The sequence below is a fragment of the Saccharopolyspora gregorii genome (genome assembly GCF_024734405.1).
GTDB classification, from domain to species: Bacteria; Actinomycetota; Actinomycetes; order Mycobacteriales; family Pseudonocardiaceae; genus Saccharopolyspora_C; species Saccharopolyspora_C gregorii.
This window is the reverse complement of the sequence record NZ_CP059556.1, coordinates 3,195,515-3,213,512: the sequence shown is the minus strand read 5'-3', so window position 1 is coordinate 3,213,512 and position 17,998 is coordinate 3,195,515. Positions and strand designations below refer to the sequence as shown.

Here is a 17,998-nt window from a genome sequence, read left to right as displayed (position 1 = left end):
ACCGGCCACCGCACCGCTGTTCGTCAAGGGGGAGTGACGAATGACCGGAACCAGAAGGGACGGCGAGCAGGGCGAGACCGCGGAGCCCGACGGCGAGCGGACCGCGGCGGGCGAGGGGGTCCCGCCGCCGCCCCGCGCGGCCGACGACGCGACGCCCACCGACCCGGCCGCGGTCCCGCCGTGGCGGGTGATCGCCCCGCCGCATCCCGGCGGACCCGCCACCGGCAGGCCGCTGCGCACCTCGCTGGCCGTCGGCGCGGGCCGCGTCGTCGCAGGCATGTCCCGGCGGCTGCGCCTGGGCAGCGGCGGCATGATCGGCGGCAGGCTGGCGCTGAGCCTGCAACCCGGCCTGCTCGGCAGGCTCGCCGCGGGCCGGCGCATCGTCATGATCACCGGCACCAACGGCAAGACCACCACCACCGCACTGGTCGCCGAAGCCCTGCGCAGCCGCGGCACCGCCACCAGCAACGTCACCGGCGCGAACATGCTCGACGGGCACGTCGCCGCGCTGATGACCGACCTGTCCGCGCCGTTCGCCGCCCTCGAAGTGGACGAACTGCACCTCGCCCAGGTCACCGCCGAGTTCGCGCCGTCGGTGATCGTGCTGCTCAACCTCAGCCGGGACCAGATGGACCGCGTCGGGGAGATCCGCACCGTGCAGCGCAGCCTGCGCGCCGCGCTGGAACGCGTGCCGCGGACCCGCGTCGTCGCCAACCGCGACGACCCGAACATCGTCTCCGTCGCCGCCGGGCACCCCGGGGTGACCTGGGTGTCCGGCGGGGCGCGCTGGATGCACGACGCGTCGAACTGCCCGCGCTGTGGCGCGTGCATCACCGACCTCGACGGTCCGTGGCGCTGCGAGTGCGGCCTGGCCCGCCCCGAGGCGGACTGGACGGTCACCGCGGACGCGGTCCTCGGCCCGGACGGGCGGGCGCGGCAGCTGAGCCTGCAGCTGCCCGGGCACGTCAACCGGATCAACGCCACCTTCGCGGTCGCCGCCGCCGCCGAACTCGGCTGCGACCCGGACCGGGTGCTGGCCCGGATCGCCGACCTGCGCCAGGCCAGCGGCCGCTACGCCACCGTGCTGCTCGACGACCGGGTGGTGCGGCTGCTGCTGGCGAAGAACCCGGCGAGCTGGCTGGAGATGCTCGACCTGGTCTCCGGGCACGACCGGCCGCTGGTGCTGGTGGTCAACAGCAGGGAGGCCGACGGCTACGACGTCTCCTGGCTGTGGGACGTGGACTTCGAGTCGTTGCGCGGGAGGGCGGTGCTGGTGACCGGCGAACGGGGCTTGGACCTGGCGGTGCGGTTGCGGTACGCGGGGGTGCGCTGCGAGGTGGTGGGCACCCCGCAGGACGCGCTGGGCCGCAGCGGGGCCGAACCGGACGTGATCGCGAACTACACCGCCTTCCGCGACCTGCTGGCCCGGAGCGTGACCCGATGAGCGGGGGCGTGCGGATCGCGCTGCTGCTGCCGGACCTGCTGGGCACCTACGGGGACCGCGGGAACGTGCTGGTGCTGGAGCAGCGGCTGGCGTGGCGGGGCATCCCGAGCGAGACGGTGACGGTGCTGTCCTCCGCCCCGGAGGTGCCGGAGTCCTGCGACGTGTACCTGCTGGGCGGCGGTGAGGACGTGGCGCAGACCGCGGCGATGCGGGTGCTGTCGCGTTCGCCCGGCCTGCAGCGCGCGGCGGCGCGCGGGGTGCCGGTGCTGGGGATCTGCGGGGGCCTGCAGCTGCTGGGCACCGAGTTCACCACCGGCGACGGAGTGCGCCACGAGGGCCTGGGTCTGGTGGACGCGGTCACCGAACCCGCCGGGGAACGCGCGATCGGGGAGGTGACGGCGAACTCGGTGCTGGCCGGGGTGGGGATGCTGACCGGCTTCGAGAACCACCTGGGCCGCACCAGGCTCGGTGCGGGTTCGGTCCCGCTGGGGCGGGTGACCCGGGGCACCGGCAACGGGCACGAGCGCGCGGAGGGCGCGGTGCGCGGGCACGTGGTCTGCACCTACCTGCACGGCCCGATCCTCGCGCGGAACCCGGCGCTGGCGGACCTGCTGCTGGAGTGGGCGATGGGGGCGCCGCTGCAGCCGATCGCGGAACCGGAGGAACTGGCGGCGCTGCGGGTGGAGCGCACCCGGGTGCGGGCGCGCAACCCGAAGTGAGCCTGCGCGCTCAGCGCCGGCGCAGCGCTTCGCGCACCGGTTGCACTTCGGGGGCGCGCACCAGCAGCAGGCCGCCGAAGCTCGCGGCGAGCACGACGACGCCGTCCACGACGAGCGTGATCCACGCACCGGCCACGGCACCGGTCTCGCCGAGCGCGGCGTGCACGGCCCGGTCGGCGGCGAGGGCGCAGCCGCAGGCCACCGCGGTGACCGCGAGCGCGCGCAGCAGGCTCCCCGCGGTGCGGCGTGTGTCGACGCCGCCGACGCGGGCCCGCAGCCACAGCTGCCCGACCAGCGCACCGAGGGCGAAGCTCAGCGACATGGCGAGCGCGACGCCGACGACGAGGTCCTCCGGGTCGGTGGTGGCCAGGAACAGGTAGCACAGCCCCGACCGGAACACGACCATGATCAGGTTGATGGCGGTGGGCGTGCGGGCGTCCTTCATGGCGTAGAAGGCGCGCAGCTGCAGCATGGTGATCGCGAACGGCACGATGCCCAGCGCGCACACCCCGATGGTGGCGCCGAGCCGGTCGGCGGCGGCGATGCCGTTGTTGCCGAGGGAGAAGAACGCGATGCCCAGCGAGCCCCCGGCGACGAGCATGAGCGCGCTGATCGGCAGCAGCAGCACCCCGCTCATCCGGGTGCCCAGCGACAGGTCGGCGACGAACGCGCGGGTGTCGGGGTCGGTGGCGGAGCGGCTGATGCGCGGCATGAGCGCGGTCAGCAGCGACACCCCGAGCACCCCGTAGGGGACCTGGGACAGCAGCCACGCGTAGGTGAAGGTGGCGACGCTGCCCTCGGTGCCCTGCGCGCCGACGCGGGTGGTGACGATCATGCCGAACTGGCTGATCAGCGTGTAGAGCACGACCCACCCGGCGAGCGAGGCGAACTCGCCGAGCCGGTGGTCCCAGCCCCACCGCCAGCGGTAGCGGAAACCGGTGCGGCGCAGCGAGACGGCGACGACGAGGCTCTGCGCGACGATGCCGAGCGCGGTGCCGATGCCGAGCACGAGCAGCTTCGGTTCTCCCATGCGCACCGGGTCGAGGGTGATGGTGCCGGGCAGCAGCACGAACACCCCGGCCGTGGTGAGCACGACGAGGTTGTTGACCACGGGCGCCCAGGCGGGCGGGCCGAACACGTGCCGGGCGTTGAGCACCGCCGACAGCAGCGCGGACAGGCCGTAGAAGAGGATCGCCGGCAGCAGCAGGTAGGCGAAAGCGGTGGTCAGCGCGGTGTTGGCGCGGGTGTGGGCGCCGAGGTAGAGCGCGGTCAGCAGCGGTGCGGTGGCGACGGCGACGACGGTGGCCCCCGCCATGAGCACCCCACCCGTGGTGATCAGCCATTGCGCGTACTGCTCGCCGTCGCGTTCGCCGCGCTGCTGGGCGCGCACCAGCAGCGGGACGGCGACGCTGGTGAGAACGCCGCCGAGGAGCAGTTCGTTGACGACGGTCGGTAGCGTGTTGGCGACCGTGTAGGAGTCGTTGACCATGCCGAGGCCGAGGACGGCGACGAGCACGACCTTCGAGGCGAGTCCGGTGATCCGGCTGACGACGGTGGCCACGGCCATGGTGCCGCCCGCGCGGGCCAGCGACGGTTGCCGACGTGTCGGTTCGGCCTGTTCGACCACGGTGCCCCCCTGCTGTCCGCCCGGCCCTCGGCGACTGTGGCACGGATCGTGGTGGCTCGCGTGCCGGTCGGACCGGGCGGGTGATCGGGGCTGCGCGGCGGCTCGTGGCAGGCTGGTGCCGGTTCCCGTGCTCGTGAGGGGTGTTCGTGATGATCGCCGTTGGTGGAGTGCTCGTCCTGGCCGGTGTGGTGGCGCTCGTGGTCGGGGACTGGAGCGGGCAGGGCTGGCTGGTGCCGGGCGGCCTGATCGCGGCGGGCATCGGCGTGGTGATCGCCGGGCTGGTCGCGCTGGTGCGGCGCAGGCTCGCCCCGGTGCGGGCGGCGCGGCGGGCGCACCGGTCGGCGCCGGGCACGGGTGGTCCGGTGCGGCGGTTGCGGGCGATCCCGTCGATGGTCGCGGCGCCGTGGCGCGGCCGGCCCGCGGCGGTGCCGCGCTACCAGACGGTGCTGTGGCTGGCGGGGGTGCTGTACCTGATCTGGCCGCTGGATTTCGTGCCGGACCTGCTGCCGCTGGTGGGCATCACCGATGACATCGGGGTGGGGGCGTGGCTGCTGACGAGCCTGTACGCGGAGGCGGGCAACCAGTTGGCGCGGGAGACCGACGACGAGGACGCGGGCGAGGCGTGAACGCGCCGTGGCCCCCGGCGGTACCGGGGGCCACGGGCGGGGGCGGTCAGCCCTTGAGCAGGGCGCGGGACATCACCATGCGCTGGATCTGGTTGGTGCCCTCGTAGATCTGGGTGATCTTGGCGTCGCGCATCATGCGCTCCACCGGGAAGTCGCGGGTGTAGCCGGCGCCGCCGAACAGCTGCACGGCGTCGGTGGTGACCTCCATGGCGACGTCGGAGGCGAAGCACTTCGCGGCGGCGGAGATGAACCCGAGGTTGCCCTCACCGCGCTCGGCGCGGGCCGCGGAGACGTAGACCATGTGGCGGGCGGCTTCGACCTTCATGGCCATGTCGGCGAGCATGAACTGGACGCCCTGGAAGTCGCTGATGGACTTGCCGAACTGCTTGCGCTCCTTGACGTAGGCCAGCGCCTGGTCGAGAGCGCCCTGGGCGATGCCGACGGCCTGGGCGCCGATGGTGGGCCGGGTGTGGTCGAGGGTGGCCAGGGCGGTCTTGAAGCCGGTGCCGGGCTCGCCGATGATGCGGTCGCCGGGGATGGTGGCGTCCTCGAAGTAGAGCTCGACAGTGGGCGAGCCCTTGATGCCGAGCTTCTTCTCCTTGGGCCCGACGACGAAGCCCGGGTCGTCCTTGTGCACGGCGAAGGCGCTGATGCCGTTGGCCTTCTTGTCCGGGTCGGTGACGGCCATGACGGTGTACCAGCTGGACACGCCGCCGTTGGTGATCCAGCACTTGCTGCCGTTGAGGACCCAGTCGTCGCCGGAGCGGTGGGCGCGGGTCTTCATGGCGGCGGCGTCGGAGCCGGCTTCGCGCTCGGACAGCGCGTAGGAGGCGGTGGCGGTGCCCGCGGCGAGGTCGCCGAGGACCTTCTTCTTCAGGTCCTCGGAGCCGGACAGGATGATCGGCATGGTGCCGAGCTTGTTCACCGCGGGGATCAGCGAGGAGGAGGCGCAGACGCGGGCGACCTCTTCGATGACGATGCAGGTGGCGACCGAGTCGGCGCCTTCGCCGCCGTAGGCCTCGGGCACGTGCACGGCGGCGAACCCGGCCTTGACCAGGGCGTCGAGCGCTTCCTGCGGGTAGCGCTCCTGCTCGTCGACCTCGGCGGCGTGCGGGGCGATCTCCTTCTCGGCGAGGGCGCGCACCGCCTCGCGCAGGGCGTCGTGCTCGTCGTTGAGCCGGTAGGTCTCGAAGTTCGGGTTCACTGCTGCCTCCCGTCTCCAGCGTTGCGCTGGGGCCGTGGTGATCGCCGGATCCGGGTGCGGGTGTGGCGCCGCGCCCTCGGTCGCCGGAATCCTAACGGCACGGAGTGCCACTCTCAATCGGGTGGGTATATTTCGGCCATGTCCGAGCAGCCGCGGCCGCGCGCAGGCCGCACCCCGCAGGGCCGCCGCCGGATCCGCGGCACCGTGTCGTCGGCCGCGCTGGACCTGTTCGCCGCGAACGGGTTCGAAGCCACCACCGTCGACCAGATCGCCGAGGCCGCCGGGGTCGGCAGGCGCACCTTCTTCCGGTACTTCCGCTCCAAGGAGGACGCCGTGTTCGGCGACCACGAGGAGCGGCTGGCCGACGTGGCCGAGCTGCTGGAGCAGGCCGGCGGCGAGGAACCGCTGCCCGCGGTGTGCCGGGCCGCCGAAGCGGTGCTGGAGACCTACCTGGCCGACCCCGCGGTGTCGCTGCAGCGCTTCGCGCTGACCAGGCAGGTCCCGTCGCTGCGGGCCAAGGAGATCGCCAGCACCGACGACTACCAGCGGGCGTTCACCCGCTACCTGCGCGGCCGCTACGACGGCGAACCGGACGCGGCGCTGCGCGCGGCGGTCGCGGCGGCCGCCGTCGTCGCCGCGCACAACCAGGTGCTGCGGGAATGGCTCAAGAGCGGCGCCGAGCTCGACGCGCGCGGCAGGCTGCACGCCGCGCTGGCAGGAGTGCGCGGCATGGCCGCGACCTGGCCCGGAACCCTCGGCGCCGCGCTGGACGACCGGGTGGGGAGCGCACCCGCGTAGCCGGTGGCGGGCGGTCCCGGGCCGGGGACCGGGTTCGGTCAGTCGTAGCCGCGGATCAGGTGGCTCTCGTCGGCGTCGTCGAGCTCACCGGGCCACTGCCCGCGGTGCTGTCCTGGAACGGCGGCCTCGGGCAGCAGCGTCTGCACGCTCGCGCGCGGCGGGTCGAACTGGTCGGCCGGGTTGTGCTCGGCGGGTTCCACGTCGTGCTCCTGTTCGTCGGGTGTCGGGAGGGTATGGCCGATGGTCCTGGGGAGTGGCGCAGATCGCACTCCCACCACGCCGTCGATATCTTCAGTCCACCGGAACGGACCCGCCACACGGCACGGCCGACGCATCAGGAACGCGTCAGGAACCCGCGAAGACCGGAGACCGCCGATACCGGCTCACCCACCCGACGGGCGACCGATCAGGTGCGCAGCTCCGGTACGCCCGGGGTGCTCCGGCGGCGGCGCAGCCACACCTTGCGGGTGCCGTCGGAGTAGAGCAGCACCCGGGACAGCTCCCACCCGGAGAACTCGGCGTGGATGCTCAGCTGGGTGGCGGCGCTGAGCCGGGTGATGCCCGGCGGCAGCCGCAGCGGCCGGTAGTCCCACTTCTCGTCGGAGAAGCCGCTCTCCCGCGCCCCGCGGCCGGCGGGGGCGGGCTCGGAAGAGGTTTCGGGGTCCCGTTCTTCGCTCATGGCGTCACCACCTGCATTCCTGCCCCGGTTGCCGAGGCGACGAACACTGCTCCGGTAGCGGGGTCCACGGCCGCCGAGTTCGGCTGCCGCACGGTCGGCACCCGGTGCACCTCCCGCGGTTCCCCGCCCGCGACGTCGTAGCCGACGAGCTCGTTGCTCGCCGTCAGCGTGATCCACGCGAGGTCCCGGCCGGGGTCGTAGGCCAGGGCGAAGGGCGCGCCGGGCACCGGGTAGCGCTGCTTCATGATCAGCGGATCGGTGGCGAAGGCCAGCAGCTCCTGCCCGCGGGTGTCCACGGCCAGCACCCGGTCGTAGCGGTCGGCGGCCACGTGCGTGGCGCCGGTGCCCGCCCGCAGCGCGGGTTCCTTCTCCCCGGTGGCCGGGTCGACCGGCGTCAACGAGGTCGCCAGCACGTCGAGCACGTGCAGCCGCCCGCCGAGCTCGACCAGCTCCGCGGGCCGCTTGAACCCGGTGGCCTGCTTCCCGCCGGGCAGCGCGACGCTGCCGGTGGCCTCCAACGCCACCGCCAGCCCACCGGGAACGAGCGCGGCGTCCAGCGGACGGCCCGGGTAGCGCAGCTGCTCGGCGGTCCCGGTCGCCGGATCGATGCGGGCGACCAGGTCGGCGTCGGGCTGGGCGGCCAGCAGCTTCCCGTCCGGGGTGGCGCGCAACGTCGCGGGCGCCGCGGGCAGCCGCACCGTGCGCGGAGCGCGGCGCAGGTCGCGCGCGTCGTAGAGGGACACGGTGCGCTCGTGCGCGGTCGCCAACGTCGAAGCGCCGGGCAGGAACGCGCTCAGCGCAGTCGGCGGGGCGGGCACCACGGTGCCCGCGGGCCGGGCGGGCTGGTCGGGGGCGCGGGCCGGTTCGGCGGCGGTGAGCGTGTCGGTGACCTGCAGCGGATCGTCGGCGCCGACACCACCGCAGCCGGTGAGCACGGTGGCGGTGAGGCAGGCGGCGACCAGTCGGCGCAAGGGGCCCTCCAGGTGCGTGCGCCCGCGGTTCGGGCGGTGACCCCTCCAGGATCCCTGATTTGCCGTGGTGCTCGGCCGCCCACCCCCGGGTGACCACCCAGCATCGCACCCGTCACCGGCGGTGGGCCAGGCCCCGTCCGGCGCCGATGGCGTTCACGACGCGTTCGCCGAGAGTTCGTCTCCGCCAGCGGGGGCGACGCCGGGGCTCGGTGGGCGGGTCGTCGCTGGTGGCCGCTGCGGTGGGGCGGGACGGGGCAGGTGCGGGCGGTGATGCAAGATTTGCGCTCAGGACGAGGCGTCGCCCTGGTCGCGGAACCGGTGCGGGCCCGATTCATCTCTCACAGCACTGGAGTGGGTTCAGTTGTCGTGGTTGCAGGCCATGGTGCTCGCCGTGGTCCAGGGTCTGACCGAGTTCCTGCCGATCTCGTCGTCGGGGCACCTGCGGATCGTCTCGGAGTTGTTCTTCGGCGATGACGCGGGCGCCTCGTTCACGGCGGTGACGCAGATCGGTACCGAACTGGCCGTGGTCATCTTCTTCATCAAGGACATCGTCCGGCTGATCGGCACGTGGTTCCGCGGCCTGGTCGACGCCGAGGTGCGGCGCACCCAGGACTACCGGCTGGCGTGGTACGTGATCGTGGGCAGCATCCCGATCGGGGTGCTGGGCCTGCTGTTCCAGGACTACATCCGCGGGGCGCTGCGCAGCCTGTGGGTGACCGGCGCGATGCTGATCGTCTTCGGCGTGCTGCTGGGGCTGGCGGAGCGGTTCGGCAGGCAGCGGCGGTCGCAGGACGGCCTGACGCTGCGCGACGGCGTGCTGATGGGACTGGCGCAGGCGCTGGCGCTGATCCCCGGGGTGTCGCGCTCCGGTGGCACGATCACCGCCGGGCTGTCGCTGGGGCTGACCCGGCCGACGGCGGTGCGGTTCTCGTTCCTGCTGGCGATCCCCGCGGTGTTCGCGGCGGGCCTCTCGGAGATCCCGCACGTGTTCGAGGGCGGTGGTCCCGGCCTGCAGCCCTCGGGTGCGCAGATGATCGTGGCGACGCTGGTGGCCGGCCTGGTGGGCTACGCGTGCATCGCGTGGCTGCTGCGGTTCGTGGAGCGCCACAGCGTGTACCTGTTCGTCTGGTACCGGATCGGGCTGGGCCTGCTGGTGTTCGCGCTGCTCGGGCTCGGCGTCATGCAGCCCTGATCGTGCTCGGCCCCCGGTGGCCCGGTGCCCGCGCGGCGCCGGGCCACCGTCGTGCTCGGGTGGGGTTCGGCGCGGTCCGCGGCGGGGCCTACCCTCGGTTTCCGTGGCGACACTCATCCTGCTCAGGCACGCACGGTCGGCGGCGAACGGTTCGGGGGTGCTGGCCGGGCGCAGCCCGGGCGTGGGCCTGGACACCGCGGGGAACGCGCAGGCGGCGGGCCTGACCGGGCGGCTCGCGGAGGTGCCGATCTCCTCGCTGGTGGTCTCCCCGCTGCAGCGGTGCGGCGAGACGGTGCGGGAGTTCGCCGCGGCCCGCGAGCTGGCACCGGTGGTGGACGAGCGGCTCTCCGAAGTGGACTACGGCGACTGGACCGGCCGGAAGATCTCCGAGCTGACCGCCGAACCGCTGTGGTCGGTGGTGCAGCAGCACCCGTCCGCGGCGGTGTTCCCCGGTGGGGAGGGTCTGGCGCACGTGCAGGCGCGGGCGGTCGCCGCGATCCGCGAGCACGACGCGCGCGTGTCGGCGGAGTTCGGGGCGAACGCGGTGTGGGCGGTCTGCTCGCACGGCGACGTGATCAAGTCGGTGCTGGCGGACGCGCTGGGCGTGCACCTGGACGGGTTCCAGCGGATCGTCGTCGACCCGTGCTCGATCAGCGTGGTGCGCTACACCGAGACCCGCCCGTTCGTGCTCAAGGTCAACGACACCGGCTCGGACGTGTCCGGCCTGCTGCCGCCGAAGGAGGCCGCGTCCTCGGACGCGGTGGTGGGCGGCTCCACCGGCGCCTCGGCGTGACCGAGCCGCTCCCGGTCCCGGACCTCGCCCCGGTTCCCGTCCCGGACCTGGCGGAGTACTTCGCGGGCCGGTGGGTGCTGCGGCGCGACATAGCCGACGACGCGGGCGTGCGGCTGGGCGGTTTCGCGGGCGAAGCGGAGTTCACCGCCGGGTCCGGCGAGCTCGTGTACCGCGAGACCGGGGAGCTGGAGCTGGGCGCGCACCGCGGTCCGGCGCAGCGGACGCTGCACTACCGGCTGGTCGACCCGGCCACCGCGTCGGTGCACTTCGACCACGGCGGCTACTTCCACGACCTGGACCTGCGGTCCGGGCGTTGGCGGGTGGAGCACCCGTGCCGGGCCGACCTCTACCGCGGCGAGTACGCGGTGCACGGCCCCGGCTCCTGGTGGCAGCGCTGGCACGTGGCGGGCCCGGCGAAGGCCCACGTCCTGACCACCGAGTTCACCCGGGCGTGAGGCCCGGCCGCGCCGAAATTCGGTTGCGGCCCGGCGAAGCCGCACCGCATGATCGACGAGTCGTTCGAGCGCGCGGGAGGTGGTCGCGTGGCGCCGGTCCGGTGGCGAATCCGCTCGTGTCCCGTCCTGCCCGCGCGTCGTGGCGTCCGCTGACGCCCGTCGTTCTCGCGTGCTGGTGCCCGGGCCCGAGCGGCCCGGGTTCTTCGTCTTCCCGCCCCGGAGACCCGTCGGGTCCGGTGGCGGTTCTTCCTAGGAGGTCGTGGTGGTCAGCGTGGTGCCGGGCAGCGGGGTGCCCATCCGGATGTGGGCGGACCCGTCCCGGGTGGAGGACGCGGCGATGGCCCAGCTGCGCAACATCGCCGACCTGCCGTGGGTGCACGGGCTGGCGGTGATGCCGGACGTGCACCTGGGCAAGGGCGCGACGGTCGGCAGCGTCATCGCGATGCGCGACGCGGTGTCCCCGGCCGCGGTCGGGGTGGACATCGGCTGCGGGATGAGCGCGGTGCGCACCTCGTTGCGAGCCGCGGACCTGCCCGACGACCTCGGCCGGCTGCGGCGGCGCATCGAATCGGCGGTGCCGGTCGGGTTCGCGATGCACGACGAACCGGTGGACACCGGCCGGGTGGCCGGCGAATCGGGCTGGGACGGGTTCTGGGGCGGCTTCGAGGAGCTGCACGACGGGGTGCGCGGCAGGCGGCAGCGGGCGCTGCGGCAGCTGGGCAGCCTCGGCGGCGGGAACCACTTCATCGAGGTGTGCCTGGAGCAGGGCGGCACCGACGAGGGCCGGGTGTGGCTGATGCTGCACTCGGGTTCCCGCAACATCGGCAAGGAGCTCGCCGAGCGGCACATCGAGGTGGCGAAGTCCTTGCCGCACAACGCCGACCTGCCGGACCGGGACCTGGCGGTGTTCGTGGCGGGCACCCCGCAGATGGCGGCCTACCGGCGCGACCTGTTCTGGGCGCAGGAGTACGCGCGGCGCAACCGGGCGGTGCTGGTGTCGCTGGTGCAGCGGGCGCTGGCGGCCACCGTGCCGGGCACCCGGTTCGACGAGCCGATCTCCTGCCACCACAACTACGTCGCCGAGGAGACCTACGGCGGCGTGCCGCTGCTGGTGACCCGCAAGGGCGCCATCCGCGCGGGCAGCGGCGAACTCGGGATCATCCCGGGCAGCATGGGGACGGGATCGTTCATCGTGCGCGGCCTCGGCAACCCGGAGTCGTTCACCTCCGCCTCGCACGGCGCGGGGCGGGCGATGTCGCGGTCGAAGGCGCGCCGGACGTTCACCGCCGCCGACCTGGCGACCCAGACCGCGGGGGTGGAGTGCCGCAAGGACGCGGGCGTGGTCGACGAGATCCCGTCCGCCTACAAGGACATCGACGAGGTGATCCGGGCGCAGACCGACCTCGTCGACGTCGTCGCCCACCTCAAGCAGGTCGTCTGCGTGAAGGGCTGATCGCCGCGGCGGGCGAGCGCAGTGACCATCCGATGTCGGGAGCACGCGCGGTGTGACGATCACCGCACGGCTCCCCGCGCACCTCGCCGAGCGGGGACGGGCAGACTGGACCGGTGCGGGCCGAGCGGCCGATACCGATCGCTAGGGGAATCGTGAACAAGCACATCGCCGTGGTCACCGTGCCCGGCCACGGGCACATCAACCCGACCCTGCCGCTGGTGGAGGAGCTCACCCGGCGCGGCAACCGGGTCAGCTACGCCACCGGGCAGAGCATGCTCGAGCTGGTGGAGGCCGCGGGAGCCGACGGGGTCGAGATGCCCTCGACGCTGCCGTCGGTGCGGCCCGGCATGCAGATGACCGTCGACGTGATGGCCGGGATGCTGGAGTACCTGCACGGGGAGAGCCGCAACGCGCTGCCGGTGCTGCTGGAGCGGTTCTCCGCGGACCGGCCCGACGTGGTGTGCGTCGACATGCTCACCCCGGCGGGCCGGCTGCTCGCGCAGAAGCTGGACGTGCCGATCGTCCCGCTGGTACCCAGCTTCGCCGCGAACGAGCAGGTGTCGCTGCAGCAGCGGTCGGTGCCCGCGGACTTCGACCCGCAGCACCCGGCGCTGGTGAAGGCGGCCGCGCTGTTCCAGGAGCTCGGCGAGGAGTACGGGCTCTCCGGCGACCAGTTCCCGATGCGCCCGGTACCCGGTGCGGACAGCGTGGTGTTCCTGCCGAAGTCGTTCCAGTTCGGCGGGGAGACCTTCGACGACGGCTTCCACTTCGTCGGCCCGTGCCTGGGCAGCCGCGCCGAGCAGGACTACACCCCGGCCGACGAGCAGGCACCGCTGCTGTTCATCTCGCTGGGCACCGGGTTCAACGACCGCCCGGACCTGTACCGCACGTTCCTGGAGGCCTTCGGCGGCACCCGCTGGCAGGTCGCGATGTCCATCGGCGGTGTGGTGGACGTCGCCGAGCTCGGTGAGATCCCGGCGAACTTCGACGTGCGGCCCTCGTTCCCGCAGCTGGGGGTGCTGCGGCGCGCTTCGGCGTTCGTCACGCACAACGGGATGGGGTCGACGATGGAGGCGCTGGCCTACGGGGTCCCGATGGTGGGCGTCCCGCAGATGATGGAGCAGGCCGCCAACGCCGACCGCGTCACCGAACTGGGCTTGGGCCGCAGGTTGCCGGAGGAGGAGATCACCGCGCAGAGCGTGTTCGCCGCGGTGGAGGCCGTCGCCTCCGACGAGGACATCAGGGCCAACCTGGCCGGCATGCGCGCCGACATCGCCGCCGCCGGCGGCCCCGTCGCGGGCGCGGACGTCATCGAGAACGCCTGCCGCTGACCCGCGGGTGAACGGCCCACCGGTCCGGCAGGACCGGCCGGGCCGTGCACCCACGGCCTCGCGCGGCGGATTCCCCTCCCGGCGGCGGAGGTGCTGCGCGGCCGGCCACCCGCCCGCGGTTTCTCAGCGGTGCCCTCGCGAGGGCACCGCTGAGGTTCCGCCACCCGGCCCGGCTCCCGACGGGAAGCGGACCGTCAGCGACCGGCCATCAGGTCGTCGAAGGTGGGGAACTTCTCGGCGGTGTCGGTGTTGAGGAACTCGCCGATCCACCCGTCGTCGTCGTGGAAGAAGCGGATGGACACGAAGTCGGGGCTGGTGCCCATGTCGAACCAGTGCGTGGTGTTGGCGGGGACGCTGAGCAGGTCCCCGGCCTCGCACAGCACCGCGTACACCTTGCCGTCGAGGTGCAGGTAGAACACCCCGGCGCCGCGGGCGAAGAACCGGTCCTCGTCGTCGTCGTGGGTGTGCTCGGACAGGAACTTCTCCCGCGCGGCCTTGGCCTTCGCCGGCCATTCGGGGTCGGCGGAGGGCCGCATCGCGATCGCGTCGACCTTGATGTAGCCCTCGCTGTCGATGACCCGGTCCACTTCGGACCGGTAGGCGTCGAGGACCTGCTCGGAGGTGGCGTCGGCGGGCAGCTCCCGCAGCTGCCAGCGTTCGAAGCGGACCCCGAACTCCTTGAGGACGCCACCGATCTCGGCGGGGTCCTCGGTGCGCAGCGTGGCGGTGCCCGGGTCGGTGTCGTCCCAGACGGTCAGCAGGGTCATGCGGTTCTCCTGTTCACGAGGTGTGCTGGTCGGCGGCGAGGGCGAACGAGGTCAACCACTCCAGGCATTCGGTGCGGTGCCGCGCCTGGGCGAGGTCGTCGCCCCACACGTACACGCCGTGGCCCGCGACGACCAGCGCCGGGGTCGCCGGGTCGAAGACCTCGTCGAAGCGGTCGCCGAGCCAGGTCATGTCCTGTCCGTTGGGTACGACCGGCACGGTCACCTCGTCGTCGTGGGCGCTGCGGCCGAGCCCTTTGAGCATCTCCAGGTCGCGCAGCACGATTCCGCCGGGCCAACGGGCGGCGGCGAGCACCGGGGCGATGACGTGCACGTGCACCACGGCTCCCGCTCCGGCGCGGGCGGCGACGCGCGCGTGCAGCCCGGCTTCGGCGGACGGCCGCCGGCCGGGCCGCGGCTGGTCGGGGACGGCGGCGCCGGCCGCGTCGACGACCACCACGTCCTGCGGGGTCAGTTCGCCCTTGTCCCGGCCGCTGGTGGTGACCGCCAGCCGCAGCGGGTCGGTGCGCAAGGTGACCGACAGGTTCCCGGAGGTGCCGCGCATCCAGCCGAGCCCGGCGAACCGCGCGGATTCCGCGGCCAGCGCGGCCCCGGCGGCGTCGAGCTCCCCGGCGGTGATGGGGGCGCTCATGCGGGCACCTCGATGCTGATGTCGTCGAAGGTGGTGACGGCGCGGTGCGTGCCGAAGTCGGCGTCGGCGAACGGTTCGCCGGGCCGGGCGAGCCCGACGGTGCGCCACCCGGCTTCGGCGGCGGCGTCGAGTTCCGCGGGCACGTCGGAGGCGAACAGCACGTCACCGGGGTCGGTGCCGAGGACTTCGGTCATCGCCCGGTAGGAGCGCGCCTCCCGCTTGGGCCCGGCGTTGGTGGTGTCGAAGTGGTGCTGGAACAGGTGCCGCAGGTCCCCGTCGCCGGTGTGCGAGAACGACGCGATCTGCGCGGCCACCGACCCGGAGGAGAACACGGCCAGCCCCGCGCCCTGGTCGTGGAAGTGCAGCAGGGCGCCGACGACGTCGGGGAACAGCTCGGTGGTCAGCTCCGCGTCCGCGTAGCCCTGCCGCCAGATGAGGCCCTGCAGGGTTTTGAGCGGGGTGGCCTTGCGGTCGGCGTCCATCCAGGCGTGCAGCACCGCCACGACCGCGTCGGTGCCGGCGTCGGCGGGCAGGCCCGCTTCGGCGCGCACGTCGGCGACCGCGGCGCCGACCTCCGGGTCGTCGGGGTGCTCGTCGATCCACGGGCCGAGCCTGGGGCGGGCGTAGTCGTAGAGCACTTCGCGGACCTGGCTGGTCGGGGTGACCGTGCCTTCGATGTCGATGACGACCCAGCGGGCCGCTACCGGTTCGGTCATTCCTGTTCCCCCTGGTCGTGGGTGGGGTGCTCGTACCCGGCGAGCGCGCCGGGGGCGAACGGGCCCCGGTCGGTGACGACGGTGGTGACGAACCGGGGCGGGGTCACGTCGAACGCGGGGTAGTGGCCCCGGACGCGTTCGCTGGCGGTGCGCCGCCCGAGGGTGTGCAGCACTTCGTCGCCGTCGCGGTGCTCGATCGGCACGTCCGCCGCGGTGGGGGATTTCGGGTCCGGCTCGTGGCACAGCGCGTGGTACGGCACGCCGAAGGCGTGCGCGGCGACGGCGAGCTGCAGCGTGCCGACCTTGTTGACGACGTGCCCGTCGAGGGTGACCCGGTCGCTGGCGGTGATCAGCGCGTCCACCTCGCCCCGGCTGAACAGCGAAGCGCCCATGCCGTCGGTGATCAGCGTGGTGGGTACGCCCATCTCGGCGAGGGTTTCGGCGGTGAGCCGGGCGCCTTGCAGGTAGGGGCGGGTTTCGGTGCAGTAGAAGGTGAGTTCCTTGCCCGCGCGCTGGGCGGCGGCGACCGTCTCGGTCAGGTACAGGTCGCCCCAGCAGTGGGTGAGCACCCGGGCGCCGTCGGGCAGCAGCCGCGCGGCGGCCTCGCCCATGGCGCGGCTGCGCCCCCGGTAGTCGGCGTCCCCGGCGCGCGCCCCGGCCAGCGCGGCGGCGGCGAGTTCCGCCGGGGAGTCCTCGCCGCGGGCGCGGGCGGCGTCGACGGCGTCGAGCACGAACGCCGCGGCGAGCCGCTGGTGGTCGTTGGTGGGCCGGGTGGCGATGAGCCGGTCCGCGGCCGCGCGGACCCGCTCGGTGACCTGGTCGGGCGCGTCGGCGGCGGCGTGGCGGGCGGCCAGCGCGAGGCCCCACAGCGCGGCGAAGTACGGGCCGCTGGACTGGGTGACCATGTCCTCGATGGCGCGGGCGACCTGCTCGACGTCGCGGGCGTGCACCCAGGTGCGTTCGAACGGGAACACCCGGCGGTCCAGCAGGTGCACGCCGTCGTCGGCGAGCCGAACGCTGTCGGCCAGCACCGGCGGGGTCGCCGGGTCGGTGATCAACGGCATCTGCGTCCTCTGTGGATAGTCGTCGACCGGTGGAAGATCAGATCGCTCAGATTACTGAGGCGACCCCCCGGTGGCGCAACTTCTTCCAGATCCCGGGACTGCCGGATGCGCATGCGTTTCCGCATCGGGCGAGGTCAGCGGGTGCTGCCGCGGACCACGGTGCCCGCCACGTCCGGGTCCTCGGTGGTGTGCGGGAGCAGGCCGTGCCGGGTCATCGCCGCGGCCGTTCCCGCGGCCTGCTCGGTGCTGGTCTCGATGAGCAGGACACCGCCGGGGGCGAGCAGGGCGGGCGCGGCGGCGGCGACCCGCCGGTGCAGGTCGAGCCCGTCGTCCCCGCCGTCGAGGGCGGTCGCCGGTTCGTGGTCGCGCGCTTCCGGCGGCATCAGCGGGATCCGCGCCGTCGGCACGTAGGGCGCGTTGACCGCCAGGACGTCCACCCGGCCGCGCAGCGCCGCGGGCAGCGCCCGGCCCAGGTCACCGGCGTGCACCCGCTCCGGGGGCAGGTTGCGGCGGGCGCAGCGCACCGCGGCCGCGTCGATGTCGGCGGCGTGCACCACCGCCGCGGGCACGGCCGCCAGCACGGCGGCGCCGACCGCGCCGGAGCCGCAGCACAGGTCCACCACCAGCGGTTCCGGGCCGGCGGCGCGGGCGGCGTCGATGGCCTCGCGGGCGAGCAGTTCGGTGCGCCGCCGCGGGACGAACACGCCCGGCTCGACCGCGATGCGCAGCCCGAGGAATTCCGCCCAGCCCAGCACCTGCTCCAGCGGCAGGCCCTCGGCCCGCCGCCGCACCAGCTCGGCGAGGTCGCCCGGGTCGGCGGCCGCCGCCAGCAGCAGCCGGGCCTCGTCCTCGGCGAACACGCAGCCCGCCGCCCGCAACCGGGCCACGACCTGGTCGAACCGGTCCGCCGTTGACGACGGGGATGGCTGGGACAACGGGCGACCTCCGGAGGTGCGCGGTGGGACCTTCCGAGGATCCCGCGGGGAGCGGGCGGCCGGTGGCCGCGCACGCGACGACGCGGCGGCCGAGCACCGGGTTCGGGCTCGACCGCCGCGTCGGGGAAGAACGTCAGCGGCGCTTCTTCGGCGGGTCCTTGCGCAGCAGGTCCGGGCCGATGATGCGGCGCACGACCCTGCGCGCCAGGCTGCGGCGCTTGGCCGGCTGCCGCGGCGGGACCTTCGCGGGCGGCGCGGCCGCGGTGTCCGGGACCGGCGGGGCCGCGGGGGCCTCCGGCGGGGTCACCGGGATGAGGTCGGCGAGCGTGCCGGACGGGGACTTCGGTGGCACCTCCTCGATGGTGCCCGCCCGCGCGGCCGGTGGGTCCGGATTGAGCCGCTTGGCGAACTCCGGCCGCTCTTCCCGGATCGCCGGGATGTAGGGCTGGGTCACCTCGACTCGATCCGGCCTCGGCGCCGGCGCATCCGGGCGGGGCAGGAAGTCCTCCGGGCGCGCCGCCGGACGGGCGGGGCCGGGGGAGGCGGACGGTGCCGGTGCCGCATCGAGGGGCAGT

Annotated in this window: 20 protein-coding genes; 9 read left to right on the top strand and 11 right to left on the bottom strand. The window is 73.9% G+C overall.

Annotated elements, in window-relative coordinates:
* Nucleotides 1-40 precede the first annotated feature (40 nt).
* Both H1226_RS13850 and H1226_RS13845 read left to right on the top strand, forming a co-directional pair.
* Nucleotides 41-1,444 carry a MurT ligase domain-containing protein gene (locus tag H1226_RS13850; RefSeq protein WP_258341082.1) on the top strand — a complete coding sequence of 468 codons (1,404 nt, stop codon included), beginning with the start codon at nucleotides 41-43 and terminating at the stop codon, nucleotides 1,442-1,444.
* Nucleotides 1,441-2,163 carry a type 1 glutamine amidotransferase gene (locus H1226_RS13845; RefSeq protein ID WP_224960556.1) on the top strand — a complete coding sequence of 241 codons (723 nt, stop codon included), beginning with the start codon at nucleotides 1,441-1,443 and terminating at the stop codon, nucleotides 2,161-2,163. The genes H1226_RS13850 and H1226_RS13845 overlap by 4 nt, the downstream gene beginning before the upstream one ends.
* A 10-nt stretch (nucleotides 2,164-2,173) precedes the next feature.
* Here the strand turns inward: H1226_RS13845 and murJ are convergent, their stop codons facing one another.
* Complete coding sequence (gene murJ, locus H1226_RS13840; RefSeq protein ID WP_258341081.1) at nucleotides 2,174-3,790, bottom strand: murein biosynthesis integral membrane protein MurJ; 1,617 nt, start codon at nucleotides 3,788-3,790, stop codon at nucleotides 2,174-2,176.
* A 149-nt stretch (nucleotides 3,791-3,939) separates the two neighbouring features.
* Between murJ and H1226_RS13835 the strand changes: the two genes are divergently transcribed.
* Complete coding sequence (locus H1226_RS13835; protein ID WP_224960553.1) at nucleotides 3,940-4,416, top strand: YkvA family protein; 477 nt, start codon at nucleotides 3,940-3,942, stop codon at nucleotides 4,414-4,416.
* 46 nt (nucleotides 4,417-4,462) lie between these two features.
* On the opposite strand, the gene H1226_RS13830 is transcribed toward H1226_RS13835, so the two are convergent.
* On the bottom strand, nucleotides 4,463-5,620 hold the full coding sequence (locus H1226_RS13830; RefSeq protein ID WP_224969010.1) for an acyl-CoA dehydrogenase: 1,158 nt from the start codon (nucleotides 5,618-5,620) through the stop codon (nucleotides 4,463-4,465).
* 138 nt (nucleotides 5,621-5,758) lie between these two features.
* Between H1226_RS13830 and H1226_RS13825 the strand changes: the two genes are divergently transcribed.
* A complete protein-coding gene (locus H1226_RS13825) occupies nucleotides 5,759-6,418 on the top strand; it encodes a TetR family transcriptional regulator (RefSeq protein WP_258341080.1) in 660 nt (219 codons plus the stop codon).
* Nucleotides 6,419-6,456: 38 nt separating this feature from the next.
* Here the strand turns inward: H1226_RS13825 and H1226_RS13820 are convergent, their stop codons facing one another.
* From H1226_RS13820 to H1226_RS13810, 3 genes are all read right to left on the bottom strand, one after another.
* Nucleotides 6,457-6,618 carry a hypothetical protein gene (locus H1226_RS13820; RefSeq protein ID WP_224960549.1) on the bottom strand — a complete coding sequence of 54 codons (162 nt, stop codon included), beginning with the start codon at nucleotides 6,616-6,618 and terminating at the stop codon, nucleotides 6,457-6,459.
* Nucleotides 6,619-6,824: 206 nt separating this feature from the next.
* Nucleotides 6,825-7,097 (bottom strand): DUF5703 family protein, encoded by a 273-nt coding sequence (locus H1226_RS13815; RefSeq protein WP_224960547.1) that lies wholly within the window; start codon nucleotides 7,095-7,097, stop codon nucleotides 6,825-6,827.
* Nucleotides 7,094-8,068 carry a YncE family protein gene (locus H1226_RS13810; RefSeq protein ID WP_258341079.1) on the bottom strand — a complete coding sequence of 325 codons (975 nt, stop codon included), beginning with the start codon at nucleotides 8,066-8,068 and terminating at the stop codon, nucleotides 7,094-7,096. Before H1226_RS13810 ends, H1226_RS13815 begins: the two co-directional genes overlap by 4 nt.
* A gap of 361 nt (nucleotides 8,069-8,429) precedes the next feature.
* Between H1226_RS13810 and H1226_RS13805 the strand changes: the two genes are divergently transcribed.
* The 5 genes from H1226_RS13805 (at nucleotide 8,430) to H1226_RS13785 (ending at nucleotide 13,292) form a co-directional block, all read left to right on the top strand.
* Nucleotides 8,430-9,260, top strand: a complete 831-nt coding sequence (locus H1226_RS13805; protein ID WP_258341078.1) for an undecaprenyl-diphosphate phosphatase — start codon at nucleotides 8,430-8,432, stop codon at nucleotides 9,258-9,260.
* 103 nt (nucleotides 9,261-9,363) lie between these two features.
* Nucleotides 9,364-10,053 (top strand): histidine phosphatase family protein, encoded by a 690-nt coding sequence (locus tag H1226_RS13800; RefSeq protein WP_258341077.1) that lies wholly within the window; start codon nucleotides 9,364-9,366, stop codon nucleotides 10,051-10,053.
* Nucleotides 10,050-10,508, top strand: coding sequence for a DUF6314 family protein (locus tag H1226_RS13795; RefSeq protein WP_258341076.1), 459 nt, complete (start codon nucleotides 10,050-10,052; stop codon nucleotides 10,506-10,508). The genes H1226_RS13800 and H1226_RS13795 overlap by 4 nt, the downstream gene beginning before the upstream one ends.
* Before the next feature lie 301 nt (nucleotides 10,509-10,809).
* Nucleotides 10,810-11,961 carry an RtcB family protein gene (locus H1226_RS13790; RefSeq protein ID WP_258349412.1) on the top strand — a complete coding sequence of 384 codons (1,152 nt, stop codon included), beginning with the start codon at nucleotides 10,810-10,812 and terminating at the stop codon, nucleotides 11,959-11,961.
* Between the two features lie 152 nt (nucleotides 11,962-12,113).
* Nucleotides 12,114-13,292, top strand: coding sequence for a macrolide family glycosyltransferase (locus H1226_RS13785; protein ID WP_258341075.1), 1,179 nt, complete (start codon nucleotides 12,114-12,116; stop codon nucleotides 13,290-13,292).
* A gap of 194 nt (nucleotides 13,293-13,486) precedes the next feature.
* Here H1226_RS13785 and H1226_RS13780 read toward each other — a convergent pair whose 3' ends face one another.
* The 6 genes from H1226_RS13780 to H1226_RS13755 form a co-directional block, all read right to left on the bottom strand.
* Nucleotides 13,487-14,059 (bottom strand): 1,2-dihydroxy-3-keto-5-methylthiopentene dioxygenase, encoded by a 573-nt coding sequence (locus H1226_RS13780; protein WP_258341074.1) that lies wholly within the window; start codon nucleotides 14,057-14,059, stop codon nucleotides 13,487-13,489.
* 13 nt (nucleotides 14,060-14,072) lie between these two features.
* Nucleotides 14,073-14,708 carry a methylthioribulose 1-phosphate dehydratase gene (gene mtnB, locus H1226_RS13775; RefSeq protein WP_258341073.1) on the bottom strand — a complete coding sequence of 212 codons (636 nt, stop codon included), beginning with the start codon at nucleotides 14,706-14,708 and terminating at the stop codon, nucleotides 14,073-14,075.
* Nucleotides 14,705-15,424, bottom strand: coding sequence for an acireductone synthase (gene mtnC / locus H1226_RS13770; RefSeq protein WP_258341072.1), 720 nt, complete (start codon nucleotides 15,422-15,424; stop codon nucleotides 14,705-14,707). The genes mtnB and mtnC overlap by 4 nt, the downstream gene beginning before the upstream one ends.
* A complete protein-coding gene (locus H1226_RS13765; RefSeq protein WP_258341071.1) occupies nucleotides 15,421-16,488 on the bottom strand; it encodes a s-methyl-5-thioribose-1-phosphate isomerase in 1,068 nt (355 codons plus the stop codon). Before H1226_RS13765 ends, mtnC begins: the two co-directional genes overlap by 4 nt.
* Before the next feature lie 134 nt (nucleotides 16,489-16,622).
* Nucleotides 16,623-17,423, bottom strand: coding sequence for a putative protein N(5)-glutamine methyltransferase (locus H1226_RS13760; RefSeq protein WP_258341070.1), 801 nt, complete (start codon nucleotides 17,421-17,423; stop codon nucleotides 16,623-16,625).
* A gap of 133 nt (nucleotides 17,424-17,556) precedes the next feature.
* The gene (locus H1226_RS13755) at nucleotides 17,557-17,877 is read right to left on the bottom strand and encodes a hypothetical protein (protein ID WP_258341069.1); all 321 of its coding nucleotides are present in this window, start codon (nucleotides 17,875-17,877) and stop codon (nucleotides 17,557-17,559) included.
* Between the last annotated feature and the right edge of the window lie 121 nt (nucleotides 17,878-17,998).

Bases quoted from the DNA above. Each gene is read 5' to 3' on its own strand.
- H1226_RS13825 (WP_258341080.1), top strand. From the start codon at position 5,759: ATGTCCGAGCAGCCGCGGCCGCGCGCAGGCCGCACCCCGCAGGGCCGC.
- mtnC (WP_258341072.1), bottom strand. From the start codon at position 15,424: ATGACCGAACCGGTAGCGGCCCGCTGGGTCGTCATCGACATCGAAGGC.
- mtnB (WP_258341073.1), bottom strand. From the start codon at position 14,708: ATGAGCGCCCCCATCACCGCCGGGGAGCTCGACGCCGCCGGGGCCGCG.
- H1226_RS13835 (WP_224960553.1), top strand. From the start codon at position 3,940: ATGATCGCCGTTGGTGGAGTGCTCGTCCTGGCCGGTGTGGTGGCGCTC.
- H1226_RS13850 (WP_258341082.1), top strand. From the start codon at position 41: ATGACCGGAACCAGAAGGGACGGCGAGCAGGGCGAGACCGCGGAGCCC.
- H1226_RS13780 (WP_258341074.1), bottom strand. From the start codon at position 14,059: ATGACCCTGCTGACCGTCTGGGACGACACCGACCCGGGCACCGCCACG.
- H1226_RS13845 (WP_224960556.1), top strand. From the start codon at position 1,441: ATGAGCGGGGGCGTGCGGATCGCGCTGCTGCTGCCGGACCTGCTGGGC.
- H1226_RS13815 (WP_224960547.1), bottom strand. From the start codon at position 7,097: ATGAGCGAAGAACGGGACCCCGAAACCTCTTCCGAGCCCGCCCCCGCC.
- H1226_RS13765 (WP_258341071.1), bottom strand. From the start codon at position 16,488: ATGCCGTTGATCACCGACCCGGCGACCCCGCCGGTGCTGGCCGACAGC.
- H1226_RS13790 (WP_258349412.1), top strand. From the start codon at position 10,810: ATGTGGGCGGACCCGTCCCGGGTGGAGGACGCGGCGATGGCCCAGCTG.